The organism is Streptomyces odonnellii (genome assembly GCF_000981895.1).
GTDB lineage: Bacteria > Actinomycetota > Actinomycetes > Streptomycetales > Streptomycetaceae > Streptomyces > Streptomyces odonnellii.
On sequence record NZ_LATD01000155.1, the window covers coordinates 1 to 20,946 of the forward strand.

The 20,946-nt window shown below is 70.3% G+C and carries 10 protein-coding genes; 4 read left to right on the forward strand and 6 right to left on the reverse strand.

The genetic code is table 11. The annotated features are described in order from the left end of the window. Both WH07_RS15755 and WH07_RS15760 read left to right on the forward strand, forming a co-directional pair. Positions 1 to 4,458 (forward strand): putative T7SS-secreted protein (locus WH07_RS15755; protein ID WP_046500527.1); only part of this gene is annotated, 4,458 nt, incomplete at its 5' end. Between the two features lie 7 nt (positions 4,459 to 4,465). Further along, the gene (locus WH07_RS15760) at positions 4,466 to 5,242 is read left to right on the forward strand and encodes a hypothetical protein (RefSeq protein ID WP_232788911.1); all 777 of its coding nucleotides are present in this window, start codon (positions 4,466 to 4,468) and stop codon (positions 5,240 to 5,242) included. 98 nt (positions 5,243 to 5,340) lie between these two features. Here the strand turns inward: WH07_RS15760 and WH07_RS15765 are convergent, their stop codons facing one another. The 3 genes from WH07_RS15765 to WH07_RS15775 all read right to left on the reverse strand — a co-directional run bounded on the left by WH07_RS15765 (position 5,341) and on the right by WH07_RS15775 (position 15,939). Continuing rightward, positions 5,341 to 11,601, reverse strand: coding sequence for a type I polyketide synthase (locus WH07_RS15765; RefSeq protein ID WP_046500528.1), 6,261 nt, complete (start codon positions 11,599 to 11,601; stop codon positions 5,341 to 5,343). A gap of 473 nt (positions 11,602 to 12,074) precedes the next feature. Beyond that, complete coding sequence (locus WH07_RS15770) at positions 12,075 to 12,983, reverse strand: DUF6801 domain-containing protein (RefSeq protein WP_052744399.1); 909 nt, start codon at positions 12,981 to 12,983, stop codon at positions 12,075 to 12,077. 127 nt (positions 12,984 to 13,110) lie between these two features. Then, positions 13,111 to 15,939 carry an NACHT domain-containing protein gene (locus tag WH07_RS15775; protein ID WP_052744400.1) on the reverse strand — a complete coding sequence of 943 codons (2,829 nt, stop codon included), beginning with the start codon at positions 15,937 to 15,939 and terminating at the stop codon, positions 13,111 to 13,113. A 236-nt stretch (positions 15,940 to 16,175) separates the two neighbouring features. On the opposite strand from WH07_RS15775, the gene WH07_RS15780 reads away from it, so the two are divergent. Next, positions 16,176 to 16,712 carry a spore-associated protein A gene (locus tag WH07_RS15780; RefSeq protein ID WP_232788912.1) on the forward strand — a complete coding sequence of 179 codons (537 nt, stop codon included), beginning with the start codon at positions 16,176 to 16,178 and terminating at the stop codon, positions 16,710 to 16,712. A gap of 66 nt (positions 16,713 to 16,778) precedes the next feature. Here WH07_RS15780 and WH07_RS15785 read toward each other — a convergent pair whose 3' ends face one another. From WH07_RS15785 to WH07_RS15795, 3 genes are all read right to left on the reverse strand, one after another. Beyond that, positions 16,779 to 17,672 (reverse strand): endonuclease/exonuclease/phosphatase family protein, encoded by an 894-nt coding sequence (locus WH07_RS15785; protein ID WP_046500551.1) that lies wholly within the window; start codon positions 17,670 to 17,672, stop codon positions 16,779 to 16,781. A 210-nt stretch (positions 17,673 to 17,882) separates the two neighbouring features. After that, positions 17,883 to 18,440 carry a hypothetical protein gene (locus WH07_RS15790; protein WP_063775777.1) on the reverse strand — a complete coding sequence of 186 codons (558 nt, stop codon included), beginning with the start codon at positions 18,438 to 18,440 and terminating at the stop codon, positions 17,883 to 17,885. Positions 18,441 to 18,577: 137 nt separating this feature from the next. Next, positions 18,578 to 19,597 carry an LLM class flavin-dependent oxidoreductase gene (locus WH07_RS15795; protein WP_046500530.1) on the reverse strand — a complete coding sequence of 340 codons (1,020 nt, stop codon included), beginning with the start codon at positions 19,595 to 19,597 and terminating at the stop codon, positions 18,578 to 18,580. A 321-nt stretch (positions 19,598 to 19,918) separates the two neighbouring features. Here WH07_RS15795 and WH07_RS15800 point away from each other — a divergent pair, with 321 nt between their 5' ends. Beyond that, positions 19,919 to 20,851: an NAD(P)-dependent oxidoreductase gene (locus tag WH07_RS15800; RefSeq protein ID WP_079023258.1), complete on the forward strand. Its 933-nt coding sequence runs from the start codon at positions 19,919 to 19,921 to the stop codon at positions 20,849 to 20,851. Positions 20,852 to 20,946: the final 95 nt, after the last annotated feature.

The following is a 20,946-nucleotide window of genomic DNA, read 5'->3' on the forward strand; positions in this document are numbered from 1 at the left end:
GGGGGGAAGGGGTTACGGGGTCTGGACTCCGGCTCGCTGGAGGGTGAGGGGGCGGACGCGTTCCGGGAGACGGTGTCGGTCGAGCCGCCGAAGTGGTTCCGGGGTGCGGAGGCGTTCGGGAAGGCGGCCGGGGCGCTGGAGTCGTTCGCGGGGACGGTGGAGTGGGCGCAGGAGCAGGCGCAGACCGCGATCGACAAGTGGAAGGCCGGTACGCAGGCCTCGGAGGAGGCGCGGGACGCGCACAACGGCCGGGTCGACGCGTACAACCAGGCCGTCGACCGGTACAACGCGCAGCCCGCGGACCAGCGTGATCCGTCGTCGCTGCCGGCGCGGCCGGGCGAGTTCACCGATCCGGGCAGGGGGCGGATGGAGGAGGCGCAGGAGATCCTGGCCGAGGCCCGCCGCCAGCGGAACTCGGCGGCGGAGACGGCGCGCAGCGCGGTGGCGCAGGCGCGGGACGCGGCGCCGCCGAAGCCTTCGTATGCCGAGCAGGCCAGGGACGGTCTGGACGAACTGGAGGTCATGCAGACGCATTTCGGTGCGGGGATTGTTCGGGGCACGGCCGGGCTGGTCAGTTTCGTACGGGGGATCAATCCGACGGACCCGTACAACGTCACGCATCCGGCTGAGTATCTGCTGTCGCTGAACAACACGGCGGCCGGGCTGGTGCAGGTGGCCAACGATCCGTGGGGTGCGGGCCGTCAGATGGTCACCGACTTCATGCGCGACCCGGCCGAGGGCTTCGGCCGGCTCGTCCCCGACCTGGTGCTGACGGCGGCGACCGGTGGCGCGGGCGCGGGGGTCAAGGCCACCCGGCTGGCCATGGACGCGGCGGACGTCGCCGCCGACGCCAACCGTGCCCGCAGACTGCTCGACGACGCCCCCGACGGCACCCACAACCGCCCCAACGGCGACCGCACCACCGACGGCACCGACCCGGTGGACCTCGCCTCGGGCCGGATGTTCCTGCCCCAGACGGATGTGACCCTGCCCGGAATCCTGCCGCTGGTCTTCAGCCGCCGCACCGAGTCGGGTTATACGGCAGGCCGCTTCCTGGGGCCCTCCTGGTCGTCCACCGTCGACGAACGCCTGGAGATCGACGCCGTCGGCGTCGTCCATGTCACCGCCGACGGTCTCCTGATCCCGTACCCGCACCCGGTCCCCGGCGTGCCCACCCGGCCGGAGACGGGCAGGGGCCGCGCCTTGCTGACCCGCGACGCCGACGGCGACTACACGGTCACCGATCCCGACAGCGGCCTGACCTTCCACTTCACCGCCCCGTCCGGCAGCGAGCCTGGCGGCGACGGCGATGCCTGGCTGTCCGGCATCAGCGAACGCAACGGCCACACCATCACCCTCGACCGCGCCGACGACGGCCGGCCGCTGGCCCTGGTCCACTCGGCGGGCCACCAGGTGAAGGTGTCCGTCGCCGACGGCCGCGTCACGGCCTTGGCCCTCACCGGCGCGGGCGAGGACGGCGCGGATCTGCCCCTGATGGGCTACGGCTACGAGGACGGCGACCTCACCGCCGTCACCCGGCCCTCCGGCGCCACCACCACCTTCGCCTACGACGACCGCCACCGTGTCATCGCCTGGATCGACTCGAACGCGAGCCGTTACGACTATGTCTACGACGACCGCGACCGCGTCGTGGCGGAGGGCGGCGAGGCCGGGCACGTCCAGATCACCTTGCGCTACACCGAACCTGACGCCGAGACAGGCCATCGCACCACCACGCTCACCACCGCCGACGGGCACACGACCCGCCATCTGATCGGCCCCGGCTGCCGGATCCTGGCCACCACCGACCCGCTCGGCCATACCACCAGGTTCACCTACGACCCACGCGGCAATCTGCTGACCCGCACCGACCCGCTGGGCCTCACCACCGCCTTCTCGTACGACGAGGAGGGCCGGCTCATAGCCGCCGTCCGCCCGGACGGGAGCGAACTGCGCACCGTGCGCGGTCTGTTCGGCCTGCCGGTGGAGGTCGTCGGGCCGGACGGCGCCCGTATGGTCCACGAGTTCGACGAACGCGGCAACCGCACGGCGGTCACCGACCAGGCCGGCTCCACCACCCGTTACACCTACGACCACGCCGGCCGGCTCACCTCGGTCACCGACGCCCTCGGCGCCACGACCCGTGTGGTGTGCGACGCGGCGGGGCTGCCCGTGGAGGTGACCGGCCCGGCCGGCGCTACCACCCGCACGGAGCGCGACGGTCTCGGCCGCCCGGTCCGCGTCACCGACCCGGTGGGCGGGGTCACGCACCTGGAGTGGGACGCGGACGGTCAGCTCGCCCGCCGTACGAGGCCCGACGGTGCCACGGAATCATGGACCTACGACGGCGAAGGCAACCTCCTCACCCACACCGACGCGTCCGGCGGCGTCACCCGCTTCGAGTACACCCACTTCGACCTGCCGGTCGCCCGCACACAACCCGACGGTACACGCCACGAGTTCGAGCACGATGCCGACCTGCGCCTCATCCGCGTGGTCAACCCGCAGGGCCTGAGCTGGAGTTACGAGTACGATGCCGCGGGAAACATCGTCTCCGAGACCGACTTCGACGGCCGCACCCTGACCTACCGGGTGGACGCCGCAGGCCGGCTGGCCGCCCGCGTCGACGCGCTCGGCGGCACCATCTCGTTCGAGCGTGACCGACTGGGCCAGGTGATCCGCAAGGACGTCGACGGCAGGACGACGGCCTACGCCTACGACGGAGCCGGACGCCTCCTTGAGGCAGTCGGACCGGACAGCGAACTCCGGTACCAGTACGACCGTCGCGGCCACGTCAAGACCGAGCTGGTGGACGGCCGTCCCGTGGCCTACGCGTACGACGAACTCGGCCGCCGCAAGCGCCGCACCACCCCCACCGGTCATGTCACCGACTACGCCTACGGCCCCGAGGGACGACCCCTCCGGCTGACCACCGGAGATCACCGCGTCGACTTCACCCACGACGCCGCCGGCCGGGAGCTCGCCCGCGTCTTCGGCGACGCGGTCACCATGACCTCCGCCTGGGACGAAGCCGGACAGCTTTCCACGCAGACCATCACCACCGGAGCGCGCACCGTCAACCGCCGCTCCTACACCTACCGCGCCGACGGCCACCTGACCTCCCTGGTGGACCAGTTGTCGGGCACCCGCACCTTCGATCTCGACCGGGCGGGCCGGGTCACCGCCGTCCACGCCCAGGGCTGGACGGAGCGCTACGCCTACGACGACGCCGGCAACCAGACCTCGGCATCCTGGCCGTCCCGCCACCCCGGCGGCGAAGCGACCGGGGAGCGCGCCTACACCGGCACCACCATCACCCGCGCCGGAGGCGTCCGCTTCGAACACGACGCCCTCGGCAGGGTCGTCCTGCGGCAGAAGACCCGCCTCTCCCGCAAGCCCGACACCTGGCGCTACGAGTGGGACACGGAGAACCGCCTCACCTCCGTCACCACACCCGACGGAACGCGGTGGAGGTACCGCTACGACGCCCTGGGCCGCCGCACCGCGAAGCAGCGGCTGGCATCCGACGGCGAGAGCGTGGTGGAGGAGGTCCGCTTCACCTGGGACGGCCTCACCCTGTGCGAACAGACCACCCATCGGCCGGACGCCCCGAACACGGTCGCCGTCACCTGGGACCACCGGGACGACGTCCCCCTCGCCCAGACCGAGCGCATCCTCACGGCCGACGACCGCCAGACGGAGACCGACCGCCGCTTCTTCGCCATCGCCACCGACCTCATCGGCACCCCCACCGAACTGATCGACGAGTCCGGCGACATCGCGTGGCGCTCCCGGTCCACCCTGTGGGGCACCACCGCCTGGGCCCGCGACAGCACCGCGTACACACCGCTGCGGTTCCCCGGCCAGTACTACGACCCCGAAACCGGCCTCCACTACAACGTCTTCCGCCACTACGACCCGGAAACCGGCCGCTACACCTCCCCGGACCCCCTCGGCCTCGCTCCCGCGCCGAACCCCGTCGGCTACGTGGACAACCCGTACACGGGGTGCGACCCGCTGGGGCTGATGCCCAAGTACACGAAGGAGGAGAAGGCCCAGAAGCGAGTCGACAAGATCCTGGACGGGGTCATCGAGAGGGCACAGAACGGCGGGTTCAAGAAGCACATCGACTACCACGGGGACTCGATGCACGGTATGAGCGACGAACGGGTTCTGGAGATCCTGAAGAACCCGGACGCGGTGTACCACTCGACGGGCACGTCCGGAAGACTCATGTTCCGGCAGGGCGAGGACATCGTCGTGACCGATGGGCCCGGCAACACCCAAGGCCAGGCCATCACCGCGTATGGACCGTCGGGCATCAAGGGGGAATCCGGGGCGGCGGCGCTCGGCGGCAAACCCACGGACCCCGGTGCACCGGTGACCCATGAGGACATCGTGGAGGGCAAGATTCCTGCCAAGGGTGGCTATATGGCTCCAGCAGTGCAGATCAGATGAGGCAAGAATGACCATGAAACTGTCGTTCGACGGCGACTGGCGTGCAACGGTGACGGACGATCCGCTGCACATCACCCCCCGCTTCGACGGCGCCTCTGTGCGCGTCATGCGCTACACGGACGTAATGGAACGTGAGCGGTTCGTCGTGGACACCTTTGGCAGCCAGCACTGGCTGTGGGACGCGCCTGACGTCTTCCGGTTCGACCCGGCCGGCAGGCATCTGGTCGGGGTCGAGTTCCGGTTGCCGGAGGAGTCCGCCTCCGCCGAGGACGCCGCCCGCCTTCCCCTCACGCCTGCGGTGCGCCCGGGAGGGCTGCGCGCGGACGAGGTCCGGGACTTTCGGCATGAGATGTGCACGGTGCTGTATCGCGTTCCCGGGGACGCCGTGCTGACCTGCCTGCGCGACCTCGACGTCCTCGATGAGCCGCTGGAGGCCCCCATCGGCATCGCCCCCGACGTGGCGCTCCTCGTCCAGCACAGCACCGTCGTCGGCTGGAGCCTCACCAACCCCGCGCAATACCTGACCACCGCGTACGCAGACCCCGACCCCAACCCGCCGTCCCCGGCAACGCGTCGGCTGCTCAGCGAATGCCTGGACCTGATCACCCAGCCGGTGATCCTCGACGTGGATGACGGAGACCCGGCCGCCCTGGCCCGACTCCGGGCAGTCGATGAGGCCCTGCGCAGCCAGCACGAGGACCGGCACCGAGCCGACGCCCTCCTCGCCCTCATCAGCAACCTCGTCGAGGACTACGCCGACCCGCCCGCCGAGCAGAAGCCGTGAGCCACCGGCTCGACCCGCCGAGGGCAACGTGCGCACCGACCCGACGCCCGGGACGGGCGGTGCGTGATGTCACCGCCCGGCCCCGGCGAGGTGCCGGCCTACGAGCCGGCGCCCGGAAGGGTTTCGAGCCACTTCTCGATCGTGTCCGCCGTCAGCGCCGAGTGCTCCTTGGCGAGTGAGAGGTGGTTCGCCTCGATGTCCCGGACTTCGTCCGCCGGTACGGAGGAGGTGTCGAGGATGAACCCGTCCAGATCCTGGGTGCACCGCACTTGGAGGGTGCGCGCGGTGGGCGGCGGGGTCCTGGACTCCGTCAGCGCCATGAACCAGTGCACCATCGCGGACATCCTGGCACTGTTCAGCATCACGGACGGCGAGTCGATGTCGGCCAGGTAGAACCGGGTGGTCGCGTCGAGGTCGTTGCCCTCGCCCAGGTTGTAGTGGATGCTCGCGCTGTCCAGCAGGACGACGCCCTCGGGCTTGATCCCCCAGGTCTCCTCCATCGCGCCCGCCGCCAGATAGGCGAGTGAGCCGCCCGACGAGTGCCCCACCAGGACGAACGGTTCGCCGTCACTGGCGTGCAGCGCGCTCTCCGCGACCATACGGACCGCGGCCTCACTCGTGGCGGGCAGCGGCTCACCGGGCGCGAAGCCCATCAGCGGGAGTGCGGAGAGATGCCGCTTGCCACGGAAGTGGGCCGCGATACGCGCGTACTGATGTACGCCGCCGGTGGCGCCGGGTGCGCTGACGAAGATCAGCCTGGGGCTGCGGGGGCCGTCCGCCAGGACGACGGGCGCGGACAGCTCCTCCAGATCGGCGGGGGTCTCGAAGGTCGGGCGGGTGTTCGCCACGGCCTTCAGCAGACGCATGCCCTCGACGAGTTTCCCGTTCCGTACCGCGCTGTAGAAGAGGCCTTCCAGTGTCTCGCCCGCGTCCTGCGACGGCCGCGCGGCCGTGGACGGACCGCCGCCGGCGCTCGTGGAGCGGGGAAGCGTCTGCCCCGCCTGGAGTCCGTCGAGTTCCTGGTGCAGCCAGCCCGCGAGCTTGAGGGGCGTCTCGTTGTCGAAGACGACCGAGGTGGGCAGTCGCATGCCGAGCGCCTCGGCGAGCTGGTTACGGAGTCCGACGGAGACCAGGGAGTCGAAGCCCAGCTCCAGGAAACGCCGCTCCGGGTCGATGGCGCCGGGATCACGGTGGCCCAGCAGACCGGCCGCGTACCCCACCACCAGATCGGTCAGCAATGGGAGCTGTTCTGTCGGTCCGAGCCTGCGCAGCCGGTCGAGCAGTGTGACGGGCGACCGGTTCGCCGCGGCGGCGGAGCGGCGCGCCCGGGGGACGAGGTCCCGCCACAGCGCGGGCAGTGTCTGCTGGGCCTGGAGGCCCGCGACATCGAGGCGGACCGGGATGACCAGCGGCTCGGCACGCCCCACGGCCGAGTCGAAGAGGGCGAGACCGGCGGCCGTGGAGATCGGCGGCATCCCGGACCGGGACATCCTGTCCATGTCGGACCGGGCCAGTTTGCTGGTCATCCCGCTGCCCTGGGCCCAGGGGCCCCAGGCAAGGGACGTTGCGGGCAGTCCCAGGGACCGGCGGTGCGCTGCCAGGGCGTCCAGGAAGGCGTTGCCGGCTGCGTAGTTGGCCTGGCCCGGGCTGCCCACGACACCGGAGACCGACGAGTAGAGGACGAACGCGGCCAGATCCAGTTCACGCGTCGCTTCGTGGAGATACCACGCGGCGTCGGCCTTCGGTTTCAGTACCCGGTCCATCTGCTCGGCGGTCAGCGAACCGAGCAGGGCGTCGTCCAGCACGCCCGCGGTGTGCACCACGCCGGTCAACGGATGCGCGGCGGGCACGGCTGCCAGCAGCGCGTCCAGCGCCGTACGGTCCGCGACATCGCAGGCGACGACGGTCACTTCGGCGCCCTGTGCCGTCAGTTCGTCGCGCAGCTCCGTCGCGCCCGGTGCGTCCGGGCCCCGGCGGCCGGCCAGCAGCAGGTGCCGTACGCCGTGTGCAGCCACCAGATGGCGGGCCAGTTCCCCGCCGAGGCCGCCCGTACCGCCGGTGATCAGTACGGTGCCCTCGCCGTTCCAGACGGGCGCGGTGCCCACGGCCGGGGAGGCCGTCCCGCTCCCGGGCAGGCGGACGAACCGTGCGGCGCGGACGGTGTGTTCGCGCACCAGCATCTGCTGCTCGTCCAGGGCGAGCACGCCCGGCAGCACACCGGCCGACAGGAACGTGTCGTCCATGTCCACGAGCAGGAAGCTCCCCGGATTCTCCGTCTGCGCCGTCCGTACGAGTCCCCAGACCGCGGCCGCGGCCAGATCCCGGACCTCCTCACCCTCCGCCGCGACCGCACCACGGGTGACGAAGACCATCCGTGATCCCGACAGCCGCGGCTCGTCCAGCCACTCCTGGAGCAGGCCCAGCACCCAGCCGGTGAGAGCACGCACCGCCTCCGGCTGCTCCAGCTCCTGGTCGCCCACCACGGGCACCAGGACGACATCCGGCGCGACACCGCTGTCGCCGATCGTCCCGGCCAGTGACTCCGCGTACGCGACGACCGTCTCGTCCGCACGGTGCATCGCGTAACCCAGATCCAGTTCGTCGGCGCCGACGACCGCCCAGCGGGTACCGGACACCGGCCGCACGGTGGGAACGGAGACCCAGTCGACGCCGAAGAGCGAGGCGTTCTCCGTACGGCGCGGGGCGTCCGCGGCCTCCCGCTGAGCCGTCCGCAGAGCCAGCGACTCGACGGAGAACACCGGCTCGCCCTGTACGTCGACAGCCGCCAGTTCGAATGAATCCTGGCCATTGGGAGTCAGCCGTACCCGCAGGGCCGTCGCGCCCGTGGCATGCACGGAGACCCCGTCCCAGGCGAACGGGAGCAGGCCCCGTGAGGTGTCCTCGGGCCCGGCGAACACCGTGCTGTGCAGGACCGAGTCGAACAGAGCCGGGTGGACTCCGTAGCCGTCCGCGTCACCGGCGCGCTGGGGGAGCGTGACCTCGGCGTAGATCTCCTCGCCCCGGCGCCAGGCCGCGGACAGCCCGCGGAACGCGGGACCGTACTGGAGTCCCTTGCGGAAGAAACGGTCGTACAGCTCCTCCACCGTCGCGGCGTCGACGGCCGTCGCGCCCTCGGGCGGCCAGACGGACGCGTCGAAATCGATCACGTGCTCCTCGCGGCCGATCCGCCCGGTGGCGTGCAGCGTCCACGCGGCGTCATGGACGCCGGAGGGGCGGGTGTGGCAGCGCAGCTCGCGCCGGCCGCTGTCGTCCGGGCCGCCGATGGAGATCTGGACCTCGGCCGCGTCGTCGTGGGGGAGGACCAACGGGGTGGTGAGCACCAGCTCCTCGACCCGGTCGCAGCCGACCTGGGCCGCGGCGCGTACGGCCAGTTCCACGAAACCGGTGCCGGGAAAGAGGATCATCCCGTTCACCACATGGTCGGCCAGCCAGGGATGCGACCGTAGCGACAGCCGCCCGGTCAGCAGCACCTCGTCGGACCCCGCCACCAGCACCGCCGCGCCCAGCAGCGGATGTTCGGCCGGGACCAGGCCCAGACCGGAGGCGTCCACGGCCCGCGCTGATACGGACGGCCAGAACCGCTCGCGCTGGAAGGCGTACGTCGGTACGTCCACCCGCCGCGCTCCGGGGAACAGCTGCCCCCAGTCGAGGGCGGTTCCCCTGACGTATGCCTCGGCCGCGAACGAGAGGAAGCGGTCCCAGCCGCCGTCGTCCCTGCGCAGCGAGCCGGTCGCGAGCGCCCGGCGGTCGGTGGTGTCGATGGTGTCCTGGATGCTGGGGAGCAGCACGGGGTGCGGCCCGACCTCGATGAACTGCCCGTATCCGTCGGCCAGTAGCTCCCGGGTGGCGTCCTCGAACCGTACGGTCTCCCGCAGATTGCGGAACCAGTGCCCGGCGTCGAGCCCGGTGGTGTCGAACCGCCCACCCGTGACACAGGAGTAGTAGGCGGTCTCCGAGGCCTTCGGTGTGATGTCCGCCAGGGCTTCGAGCAGCTCGTCGCGGATCGCGTCCACGTACGAGGAGTGGGAGGCGTAGTCCACCGGGATCACACGTGCCCGGGACCCGTCGGCCTCGCACGCCGCGACCAGCTCCTCCAGCGCCTCCGGCGCACCGGCGACGACAGTGGCGGACGGGCCGTTGACCACCGCGATCTGGATACGGTCCCCCCAAGGCGCGATCGTACGGGTGACCTCCTCCGCGGACAGGGCCACGGACGCCATGCCGCCGTGCCCGGACAGGCCCCGGATCGCGCGGCTGCGCAGTGCCACGATCCTGGCGCCGTCCTCCAGACTGAGGGCGCCGGCCACGCAGGCGGCGGCTATCTCGCCCTGGGAGTGGCCGACCACCGCGTCGGGTACCACACCCACCGCGCGCCACACCTCGGCCAGACCGACCATGACGGCCCACAGCGCGGGCTGGACCACGTCCACCCGCTCCAGGCCGGGAGCGTCCCCGGTCCCCCGCAGGACCGACTCCAAGTCCCAGTCGGTGTAGGGCGCGAGGGCCTGTCCGCAGGCACGTACGCGTGCGGCGAACACCTCGCTGGTGTCCAGCAGACCGACGGCCATACCGGCCCACTGGGCGCCCTGCCCGGGGAAGACCAGCACGGTCCTGCCGCTGCCACCGGCCGGGGTCCTGCCCCGGATCACCTGCGGGGCGACCTCGCCGGCGGCGAGCGCGTCCAGACCCGCCAGGAACTCCTTGCGGTCCGAGGCGACGAGTACCGCGCGGTGCTCGAACACGGTACGGGTCGTGGCCAGCGAAAGGCCCACGTCCGCGGGGCTCAGTTCGGGTCGCGCGGACACGAAGTCCCGCAGCTTCGCCGCCTGGGCGCGTACCGCGGTCTCGCTCCTGCCGGAGACCACCCACGGCAGCGCACCGGTACCGACGACCGGCGGTGCGGCCTCCTCCGAGGACTTCCGCTCCCCTGTCCCCTCCGCGGTCGGCCGCGCCCGTGTCTCCTCCGGAGCGGGCGACTGCTCCAGGATCACATGCGCGTTGGTGCCGCTGATGCCGAACGACGAGACGCCCGCGCGGCGCGGGCGGCCGGTCTCCGGCCACGCCGTGCGCTCCTTGAGCGGTTCGACCGAACCGGCCGTCCAGTCCACCCGTGTGGAGGGCGTGTCCAGATGCAGCACCTTGGGCAGCACACCGTGCTGGAGCGCCATCACCGTCTTGATCACACCCGCGGCGCCGGCCGCCGCCTGGGTGTGGCCGATGTTGGACTTGACCGCGCCGATCAGCAGCGGCCGTTCACGCTCCTGTCCGTACGTGGCCAGCAGCGCCTGCGCCTCGATCGGGTCACCCAGGCCCGTCCCGGTGCCATGGGTCTCCACGGCGTCCACATCGGAGGGGGAGAGACCCGCGCCGGCCAGCGCCTGCCGGATGACGCGCTGCTGCGAAGGACCGTTCGGCGCGGGCAGACCGTTGGACGCGCCGTCCTGGTTGACCGCACTGCCCCGCAGCACGGCCAGCACCGGGTGCCCGTTGCGCTGGGCGTCCGAGAGACGCTCCACGACGAGCATGCCGATGCCCTCCGACCAGCCGGTGCCGTCGGCGTCGTCGGAGAACGCCTTGCACCGGCCGTCGGGGGCGAGGCCGCCCTGGAGGCTGAACCCGGCGAAGCTCGACGAGGTCGTCATCACGGTCACACCGCCGGCCAATGCCAGCGAGCACTCGCCCGCCCGTACCGCCTGCGCGGCCAGATGCAGTGTCACCAGCGACGACGAGCACGCGGTGTCGAGCGTGACCGCCGGGCCCTCCAGACCGAGTGCGAAGGAGAGCCTGCCCGACATCACACTCGCGGCCAGGCCGTTGCTCGCGTACCCGCCCATGTCGTCGTCCGAGGCCAGTACGAGATGGGCGTAGTCCTGGGAGTTGGTGCCGACGAAGACACCGGTCCTGCTGCCCCGCAGCTCGGTGGGGTCCGTGCCGGTGCGTTCGATGGCCTCCCAGGCCGTCTCCAGCAGCAGCCGCTGCTGCGGGTCCATGGCGAGGGCCTCGCGCGGCGAGATCCCGAAGACGCCCGGATCGAACTCGGCCGCGTCGTAGAGGAATCCGCCCTGCTGCGTCGCGCTGCGCCCGGGACCGTCACCGGCGAGTACGTCGAGGTCCCAGCCGCGGTCGGTGGGGAACCCGGAGATCGCGTCGCCGCCGGAGGAGACCAGCTCCCACAGATCCTCGGGCGAGCGCACTCCGCCGGGGTACCGGCACGCCATCGCGACGATCGCCACCGGCTCCTGCTTGCCGGATTCGACCTCCTGAAGGCGTTGACGGGTCTGGTGCAGATCCGTGGTGACCCACTTCAGGTATTCGAGGAGTTTCTTTTCGTCCGGCATCCTCAGCGAACCTCTCTCCCAGGGCTACGAGCACGTCGCGCAGGTACGGCCTCCGTGACTGCTGCTCGACGGTCGGCCCGGTCGCGGAGTGCTGCCATCCTGGGAGGCGAATGTGTCCGCCCCGGCTAGGAACCACGTCGGGACGGGCTCGGCTTCACCGCGACGGGAAGTTCGCCGGACGTCGGTACCACGTCGAAGTGATGTCGGCCATGTATCGGTCCCCAGGGGGTGTCTTGTCGATCAGGCCGGATGGGTGAGCGGGGTCCGGTGCGTGCGATCGCAAGGCGGAGGAGGGAGCCAGGGCGGAGTCCTGGTGACCGACGACAACGCCGCGAGCGTGTGTGCCGGGCCTCGCGAGCCCGGCAAGATCGGCGAGACACCCCCTGGGGCCCTGGCCGGAGCGATGCCGTACGGGGGCGGAGCACTGGGATCGAGGCCTGTGGCGGACCGTGGGACCGTGCCGCCGGCCCGCGTCAGTCGTCGGCGGCGCGGCGGCGGTTCCTCAGCCGCGCGCCGAGGAAGTAGGCGGCGACGCCCGCCACAAGAGTGCCCACGGCCGGCAGGATCAGATTCCCGGCGTCCTGGCCGGTGGCCGCCATGCTGCCCGTCGTCGTACCGCCGGTCGTGCCTCCCGTGGTGGACGACCCCCCGGCGGCGGAGGCCGCCGTGGGCGTGGTGCCCGGGGCCGTCGTACCGTTGCCGTTCGTGCCCGAGCCGCCGGACGGGGTCGGGTCGGCACTGCCGGACGGGGTGGAGCCGACCCCCGGTCCCGTGATCTCGAACGACCCGACGTAGTTGTTCTCCTCGGCGTCCAGCGTGCACGGCACGCTGAGTTCGCCCACGGCCTCGCCGTCCTCCTTCTTGCCCACGACGTTCAGGACGATGTCGCCGACGGTGATCCGCGCGGTGCCCGGCCGGGTGAAAGCGGGAGTGAGCGCGGAGCCGGTCGCCGTGATGTCGAACGCACCGGATTCCGGGACGCTGGTCCTGGTGATGCCGAGGGGCACCTCGACCCGCCTGTCGCCCTGCGGCGCGGCCACCTTGATCTTCGCCTCAACCGTGCCCTCGACGGTTTTCACACCGATTCGGCCGAGCCACGGTGTGAGGTCCGCGTTCACCGTCGTGCCCGCGCCGATGTCGATTTTCTTGCCGGGCCGGCCGATCGCGACCGACGCCGGGATATTCGCGTCGATCCGCGCCGTGATGTGCTGGTCCTCGATAAGCGGAACGTCACATGTGTACTTCAGCGAGAGCGAAACCGGTTGTGCGGCCGCGGTTCCCGCTCCGGAGAATCCGACGACTCCGACGGCGGTCCCTAACGCCGTGACCAGCCCAAGGGCCGTCCTCGCCCTGGGCCTTCCCATTCCGTGCTCGGCAGTCATATGCCACCTCCGTGAGTTGGTCCTCTGCGTTTTTCGTCGATATTTGATTATGGGGTACCACCATCGACACGCTGCTCCGGTCGCGAATGGTTCCGATCGCCGATGGTTCCGGTTCCGCCATGTTCGTTCAATTCGAACGGTGAGAGGCGTGATGCGCGTGGAATACCTGGGCCAGGTGGTCCTGGAGTTGAGCGTGGCGGAATTGATAAACCGCGCCGGCCCGGCGCAGCACACCTCGCTGGTGGGCGTCGTCCAGGAAAGCGATCACCGCCCAGGGCAGCCGGCCCGTCAGCGGCAGCCACACCCGCGACAGGGCCACCCACTGACCCCACGCGGTGAAACTCAGCCCGTACCCGAGCCCGCCCCCGAACGCCGCCTCGATACCGAACACGAGCCCTGCCAGGAGCCCGCGGACAGGCTCGGACACCAGCCCGATGACGGGCCCTTCCGGGGCCCCGAACCCGAGCCCGATGGCAAGCCCGGCCGGGACCCCGAACACGATCATCCACACGAGCATATGAAGGCCCACGTTGTTGCGGTTCGTGCTCAACAGGCCCCATGCGCTGACCGCCCGTCGGATGTCGACGGGAGTTTCGAGCCGGGCCATGATGACGAGCACGAGCCCGGCCCCGAGCCCTATCTCAAGGGGGAACAGGATCGCGCCCACGGTCCCGCCGTCGAGTCCGTCGTCGAACCCCAGCGGCGCGACCACGAATCTGTCCAGGACCACCAGCATGACCGCGGCGGGGAGCCCGAGGCCGAGCCCGACCAGGAATCTGGGGACGAACCTGGTACGCGTCCGGCCGGACCTGCCGAAGACCTGTACGCGTACGCGCGACGGCTCATGCGGCGCCGTCCTGGACACGTACCCGTACACCAGGCCGAAGGCCAGTCCGATGACGAGCCCGTGCAGGAGTCCGACGAGCAGCCCTCGCGCGATCGCGAATCCGAGCCCGTGCGCGGTCCCGACCAGGTTCACGGGTATGTTCCCGATCGCGGTCGTCACCCCGAAGGCCAGTGCGGCCAGGGACCCGATCACGAGCATGCGCGACGAATGGCGCATGGTGGTGCCCAGTTCCCACCAGGCGAGGTCATGGGTGCCGAGTTCATCCAGGTGCGCGGCGAGGTAGCTGAGCCAGTGCTCGGCGCGTTCGGGCTCCCAGCGACGGAGACCGCCGGTCTCGCGGCCGGTCGGTGTGGGGTCGTAGACGGCGGGGACGAAGGCGGCCAGGAGATGGGCTTCCAGGGCTTCGGGGGACGCGGACCGGGCGGTCCTCAGCAGCTCCGAGGGGTCGTGTCCGGGAGCGCCGCGGTAGACGGTGCCGGCCAGGGAGACCATCAGCGGTGTGGTGAGCACCTCGGCGAGGTTCGCCGCGTCCGGGCCGCGCGACTCCTCGCGCAGCTTGTCCAGGACTGGTTGCCACGCGGAACTCTCCTCGCCGCCGTCCCGGACCGGCCGGCCGGCCCGGCGCAGGTAGTCGGCGTAGTCGTCCAGGGTGAGCCCCTTCAGCTCGATGGCGGCGGCTCCGGTGAGTACGCGGGTCTCCGCCACAGCCCGGCTGTATTCCGCTGGGCGGCTGGTGAGGAGCAGCGGCGTGGTGGTGAGGTTGAGCGCCCGGAGCGCCGCACCGTGCAGGCCGCTCGCCATCTCGTCGAAACCGTCGAGAACGGGAAGGATCCTGTCCTTGTCGAGCAACGCGTCGGCGAGATTCCCTCCGTGCCCGGCAGGAGTCTCCAGATAAGGGTGGTCGCGCACCAGTTGGCCGCACAGCCAGTCGTCCAGTGAGGTACGGGTCGGATCCCAGGAACCCAGACTGAAGATCACCGGTACTCGGTCGCCGGGGGCGCTCAGCCAGTCGTGGACGAAACGCAGGGTCAGGATCGTCTTTCCCGACCCGGCCTCACCCAGCACCACCAGCCGACGGGACGGGACGGATTCGTACACCTCCACGATTCCGTCGAGCTGACCGTCCAGTGGAAGGGGCTTCGGGTCGGTATCCGGTGGCGCCTGGCGGATATTGGCCCAGTGATCGAACACATTCCGGTTGGTGCACCCGAAGCGCACGGCGAGCGTGAACGGGTCGCTCACCCGCCGCCGGACCTCGCGATTCCACTGCTCCCGCACATCGCGGGCGAGCTTCCTGACGGCCTCCCGCACGTCCGGCGCGTCCTCCGCCTCGGAGTTGCTCGGCGGTGGCGAGGGCGATGGGGGAGGGAGTTGGGCGAGTTGGTCGGCATGGGCCGGCAGGCCGATCAGGCCGTTGAGTTCATTGATCTGGGCCGGCGTGAGGCGGCGGTACCAGCGCTTCACCTGGCTTGCCGTGAGCCTGCTGAGCCCGTCGGAGAGGTAATGCTCGCTGACCACCCCGATCAGGCACCCGCCGCTCCACACCGCGGCCCCCGACATTCCCTCCCAAGGGGAACGGCCCGGCTCGGGGGCGGGCCCGGGCGGATCCATGGAGATCTCCAGGCTGCCCGCGCGGAGGTTCGACCACGGTGTGACCGTGCCGCGTGCGTGGTGGGAATCCCGGTAAGTCATCGGAACGTCGCGGTTCGGTGACGCGGTGTCGGGGCGCAGCTTGAATCGTGGAAATCCCAGCGCTTCACAATCCACGGACTGCGTGATCTCGGCGAACCGTACTGGCGGGACCTCGGCGACGCGTATTCCGCCTGTGTCGGCGTCCGTTGAGATCTTGAGCACCGCGATATCCGACGCGGAGTCCGCCCAGGCCGGCTCGCCGGGTAACTCCGTTATGGCACCGTGCTCGGTGAGAAAACGCACCCGTACCGACACCGCGTCAGATACCACATGCGCGGCCGTGAGCACCGTGTTCCCACTTACCTGGTAGCCGGATCCGCGCCCTCCCGTGCCCGAGCGCTGTGTGGTGACGACCTGGACCACTCGCCGCGGATCGAGCCCGCCCGGCGTGGAGACCCTGTTGTCCGCGGGATTCATCACTCCACGCCCCTTTGCCGAGACCGTCGGTCACCGAGGACTGTAACCCGTGCTCCGGTGCCGGGTAGTGCGTGCCGGCCCGCGGACGGCCGGTATCGGGCGGTCTCAGAAGGCGTCGGCCAACGGCTCCGGCACACCTTTAAGTTGAGGTCGTGGTTCCGTACAACGGTGTGTCTGATCCACGGGTCAAACCGGGTGAGATGCAGCAGCATCCACCAAGTTACAGGGGGAATGACATGAGGAAATCACGTCGTGCGGGTGCGGTGGCAGCGCTGGCCGCGCTCGCTGTGGGGGGTTCGGTCACGGCTGTCGCCCAGCCCGCCGTCGCCGCGCCGGCCGCGGTGTCGGCTCAGGCCGCGTACAACGGTGTGTGCGGGTCCGGGTACGGGGTCGTGAACTCGGCCGACGTCGGCCGGCAGGGCACGGTGTACCTGACGTACAACCCCGCCAACGGCAAGAACTGTGTGGTGACGATCCGTAAGACCAGCGGGTCGCCCGTGTACATGTTCTCGTACATCGTGGTTCCCAAGACCGGCGAGGGCGCGGTCGACGGGGACTACTACACCTCGTACGCGGGACCGGTGTACGCCTACGGGCGGGGTCTGTGCGTGGACTGGGCCGGCGGCATCTCCAACCAGGAGGTGTGGACGTACGGTTCGAACTGCGGCGCCCGGGCCGCGACCCGTGTGATCAAGAACGGTGAGACCACCGTCCGCTCCAAGGTGGCCGAGCCCTCCGCGGCACGCGCGGGTGCCCTGGCCGGCGCACACTGACACACTGCCGGGCCCCGGCGAGAAACACACGTCTCGCCGGGGCCCGGCACTCCCGGACGAAGCTGTTCAGAGTCTGATGCGGGCCGCGATCGGCAAATGATCGCTGCCTGTCGAGGGCAGTGACCAGACATGGGTGACCGGCGCCGCCCGGGTCATGATCTGATCGATCCGTGCCAATGGGAAAGCCGCGGGCCAGCTCAGTGCGAAACCCGGGCCCGGCGGGTCCAGCTGTGAACTGACCGGGTCCAGGCCGCGATCGTCCACCGTACTGTTCAGATCGCCGAGCAGAATCACCTTGTCCAGCCGCTCAGCGGCTATCGCCGTGCCGAGAAGGGCGGCACTTTCGTCGCGCCACGCCGTATTGAATCCCCTGGCAAGGCCGAGACGGACGGAGGGCAGATGGGCGACGTAAACGGCGACATCGCCGTGAGGCGTTCTGGCGGTCGCCCTGAGCCCACGGTCCCAGCCCGGTCCGATTCCCGCCGGCTTGATGTCCACACGCTCTATGCCGACGAGCGGATACCTCGACCACAGCCCGACCGTTCCCACGGACGCGTGGTGACGGTATTCCGGTGCCAGTTCCGCCTCGAATACCGGCAGAGCGGCGGGCGTCAGTTCCTCCAGGGCGATGAGATCGGCGTCCGTCCCGAGCAGCTTTCTCGCGGTGCCCGACGGATCCGGGTTCACATCGCTGACATTGTGCTGAAGCGCGGTGATGTCGTATTCCGCGTCGGACCGGGAAAGAAACAAACCGCCGAAGAGACCGAGCCAAGCCGCCACGGGCAGCAGCGTGGCCACCACGACGGTCCAGCGGCGGCGCAGTGACGCCAGAACCACCAGTACGGGGACGGTCAGGCCGAGCCAGGGCAGAAAGGTCTCCAGGAGACTGCCGAGCCGGCCGACCGTATTGGGCACGGCGGAATGGAAGATCAGCAGGCAGGTGACCAGCAGGGACAGCAGAACAAGAACGCGTCCCCGCGTGCGACCGCCGGTGCCACTGGCACCGCTCTCGCCGTCGGTACCGCTCTTGCCGTCGGCAGCGCTTCCACCGGCGGCACCGCTCCTACCGCTTCCACGGCTTCCACCGCTTCCCCGGCCGAACCATGACCCGCCGGACCGCGCGCCTCGCGCCCCCCGTACCGCACTGTCCGTGTTCCGCATCGTCCGCCGCTACGCCTCGCCGTCGTCGAATCTGGCATCCAGAACCGCGTCGAGCTCCGTGGCCCACTGCTTGAGCTGTTCCCTGGACGAGCCTTCGACGTCGTGCTCGAACCAGCGCTGCGGGGACGTGTAGACCGTGATGCCGAAACGCCGCCCGAAGCGCGGGACGTCGGTCTCGACCGCCTTGACCTCCTCCCAGGCGAACTGGGCCTCCTCGCCGTCCAGCCGGAAGGTGATACCGGCGTGGTCGGCGACGATCGTGCCGCGCCGGTCGGAGATCTCGAAGACCGGGCCGTCGTCGCCCTCCTCGGCGGACTCCTCGGTCTTGTCGTCGGCGGTGCCTTCGTCCGGGACAGCCGGGGCGTCCGCAGCGGCGGCGGCCTCGGCCCCGTCGTCGGCAGCGGCAGCCTCCGGAGCGTCCGGTGGCGTGTCGGCCACCTGCTCCGGGGCGGCCCCGTCCTCCTCGTCCGCCCCGGCGGGGCGAGAGGGCACGAGCCCGGGGATGAAGGCCGGATCGGTCCCGGCCGGGTGCGTCGGCAGAATGATGGGGTCAGTGTGTTGCTCCACGGGGAGCAGTATGGCCGACATCTCTGTGTCCACAACCGCCGGGCGCAGCAGGTGAATCCATCGACGGCCCGCGCGGCACGGATCCGTCCGCTGCTCGGGTTACGGAGGGAACTCCCGCGGACCCGGCGGCGACCCGGTCAGACCCCCGCCCGCCATCCGAGCGCCGGCCCGAGCCCGGTCGCCATGTCGGTGAGGATCTGGACATAGTCGTCATGCTCGAACGTGAACGGCAGCGCGAACGCGACTTCGTCTATTTCCCTGAACGCGGCGTGCGCGTAGAGCCGTTCGGCGATCTCCTCGGAGGTGCCTACGAGATCGGGCGCGAACATCATGCGCGCCGGTCCCTGCGGCGCGGCGGTACGAGGCGTCCGCTTCCGTGCGTACTCCTCGTACTTCGCGCGCTGCTCCGGCGTGGCCGAGTCGGTGGGGATGACGACGAGCCCCTGGGAGACCCGGGCGCGCTCGCCGTCGGGGTGGTGGGCGCGGAAGGCGCGTATGTGCGAGAGCTGGATCTCGGCGAAGTCCTCGGATTCCTCGGCCCTGACGACGCTGCTGGTCAGGAAGTTCATCCCGTGCTCACCGGCCCAGCGCGCCGACCGCAGGCTCGCGCCGCCGTACCACATCCGGCCGCCCAGCCCCGGGGAATGCGGCTGGACACGGTCGGAGAACACCTCGAAGCCCTCGGTGCCGCGGAAATCGGTGGCCGGTTCGCCGCGTACGAAATCCAGGAGCCGCCGCACCCGGTCGTAGCCGAAGTCCTCGGCCTCGGCGGTGTCCGGGTAGAGCGCGTGTCCGACCCGGTCGTAGTGCATCGGCGGACCGACGCTGACCCCCGGGTTGAGGCGGCCCCCGGACAGGACGTCGACGGTGGCCAGGTCCTCGGCGAGGCGCAGTGGATTCTCCCAGCCCAGCGGGATGACCGCGGTGCCCAGTTCGATACGGCTGGTACGTTGCGAGGCCGCGGCCAGCACCGCGACCGGTGAGGAGATGCCGTACTGGAGATGGCGGTGCCGCATCCACGCGCTGTCGAAGCCCAGCCGCTCGCCCAGCTCGATGATCTCCAGCGTCGACTCATGGCCCCGGCGCGGATCGGCCTCGTCGAACAGCCCGATGGTCAGGAAGCCCAGCTTCCGCAGCGGTTCCGAGGGCAGCGGCACAGGGTTCCTCCGTGGTCCGCGGCATGCTCCACCGCACACCGGCACTGTCCCGATTGTGGCAGGCGCTTCTCGTACGGACCCGCCGGGCCCCTGTCCGTACCGGCCCCCTGGCCGGCATCAGGGGCGCTAATCAGCCACTAATCACCAAATCCGGTAACCGGAGAGCGGGTTATTAGCGAGAAAAGATGGGGAATTTCCCCGCCGCACCGAAAAGCGCAAGCCGATTGTATGACTTTCAGCCGTCCAGTGGTGGCGGGAATTTTATGAATCTTGTCGTGGATTCCCCTTTCCGTGTCTGTGGACGGCGGAGAGCATCAATCCATGGACAACGACCACGGAACGGCCCAGACGCCCCGCGAAGAGGGCCGAGCGGCCACGGCCCGGACCGCGGTGGCGGTGATCGGCCTGGGACTGATGGGGCAGGCACTCGCCCAGGCGCTCCTCAAACAGGGGCACACCACAACGGTCTGGAACCGGTCTCCGGAAAAGGCCGACGCGCTCGCGGCCCAAGGGGCGGTACGGGCCGGAACCGCGGCCGAGGCGGTCACGGCGGCGCCGCTCGTCCTGATCTGTGTGTCGACCTACGAGGTCGTCGACGAGCTGCTGGCCCCGCTCACGGGCGCGCTGGCCGGGCGCACGGTGGTGAATCTGACCTCCGGCACCCCCGAACAGGCCCGTACGACGGCGCAGTGGGCGGCGCGGCACGGGATCGGCTATCTCGACGGAGCGGTCATGTCCGTGCCGGAGGGGGTCGGCGAGCCCGGCACGATTCTGCTGTACAGCGGGCCGCACGAGAGCTTCGAGACGCACCGGGCCACGCTGGAGCTGCTGGGCGGCGGTACGACGTATCTGAGCAGTGACGCCGGTCTCGCCTCGCTGTACGACGTGTCCCTGCTCGGCCTGATGTGGTCGACCATGAGCGGCTACGTCCACGCGGCGGCGCTGGTCGGTACGGAAGGCGTCGACGCCGAGACCTTCACCCGGGTCGGCAATATGTGGCTCGCGACCATCAGCGGTTACCTCACGGCCTACGCCGGCCAGATCGACAGCCGGACATATCCCGCCGATGCCACGCTGCACACCCAGGCGATGACGATGGACCATGTCATTCACGCCAGTGAGGAACGCGGAATCGACAGCGTGATCCCGCGCGCCATCAAGGCGCTCACCGAACGTGGAATCGCGGCGGGCCATGGCGACGACAGCTTTGCCAGCCTGATCGAAGTCGTCAGGAATTCCAAGCCGGTGGAGTGAGCGTGGAGTGAGCATCGGGATCGGGATCTGAATTTCACAAAGAAGCAGGGCCGTGCGGACACCTCCGCACGGCCCTGCTTCTTTGTGGTGTCTCG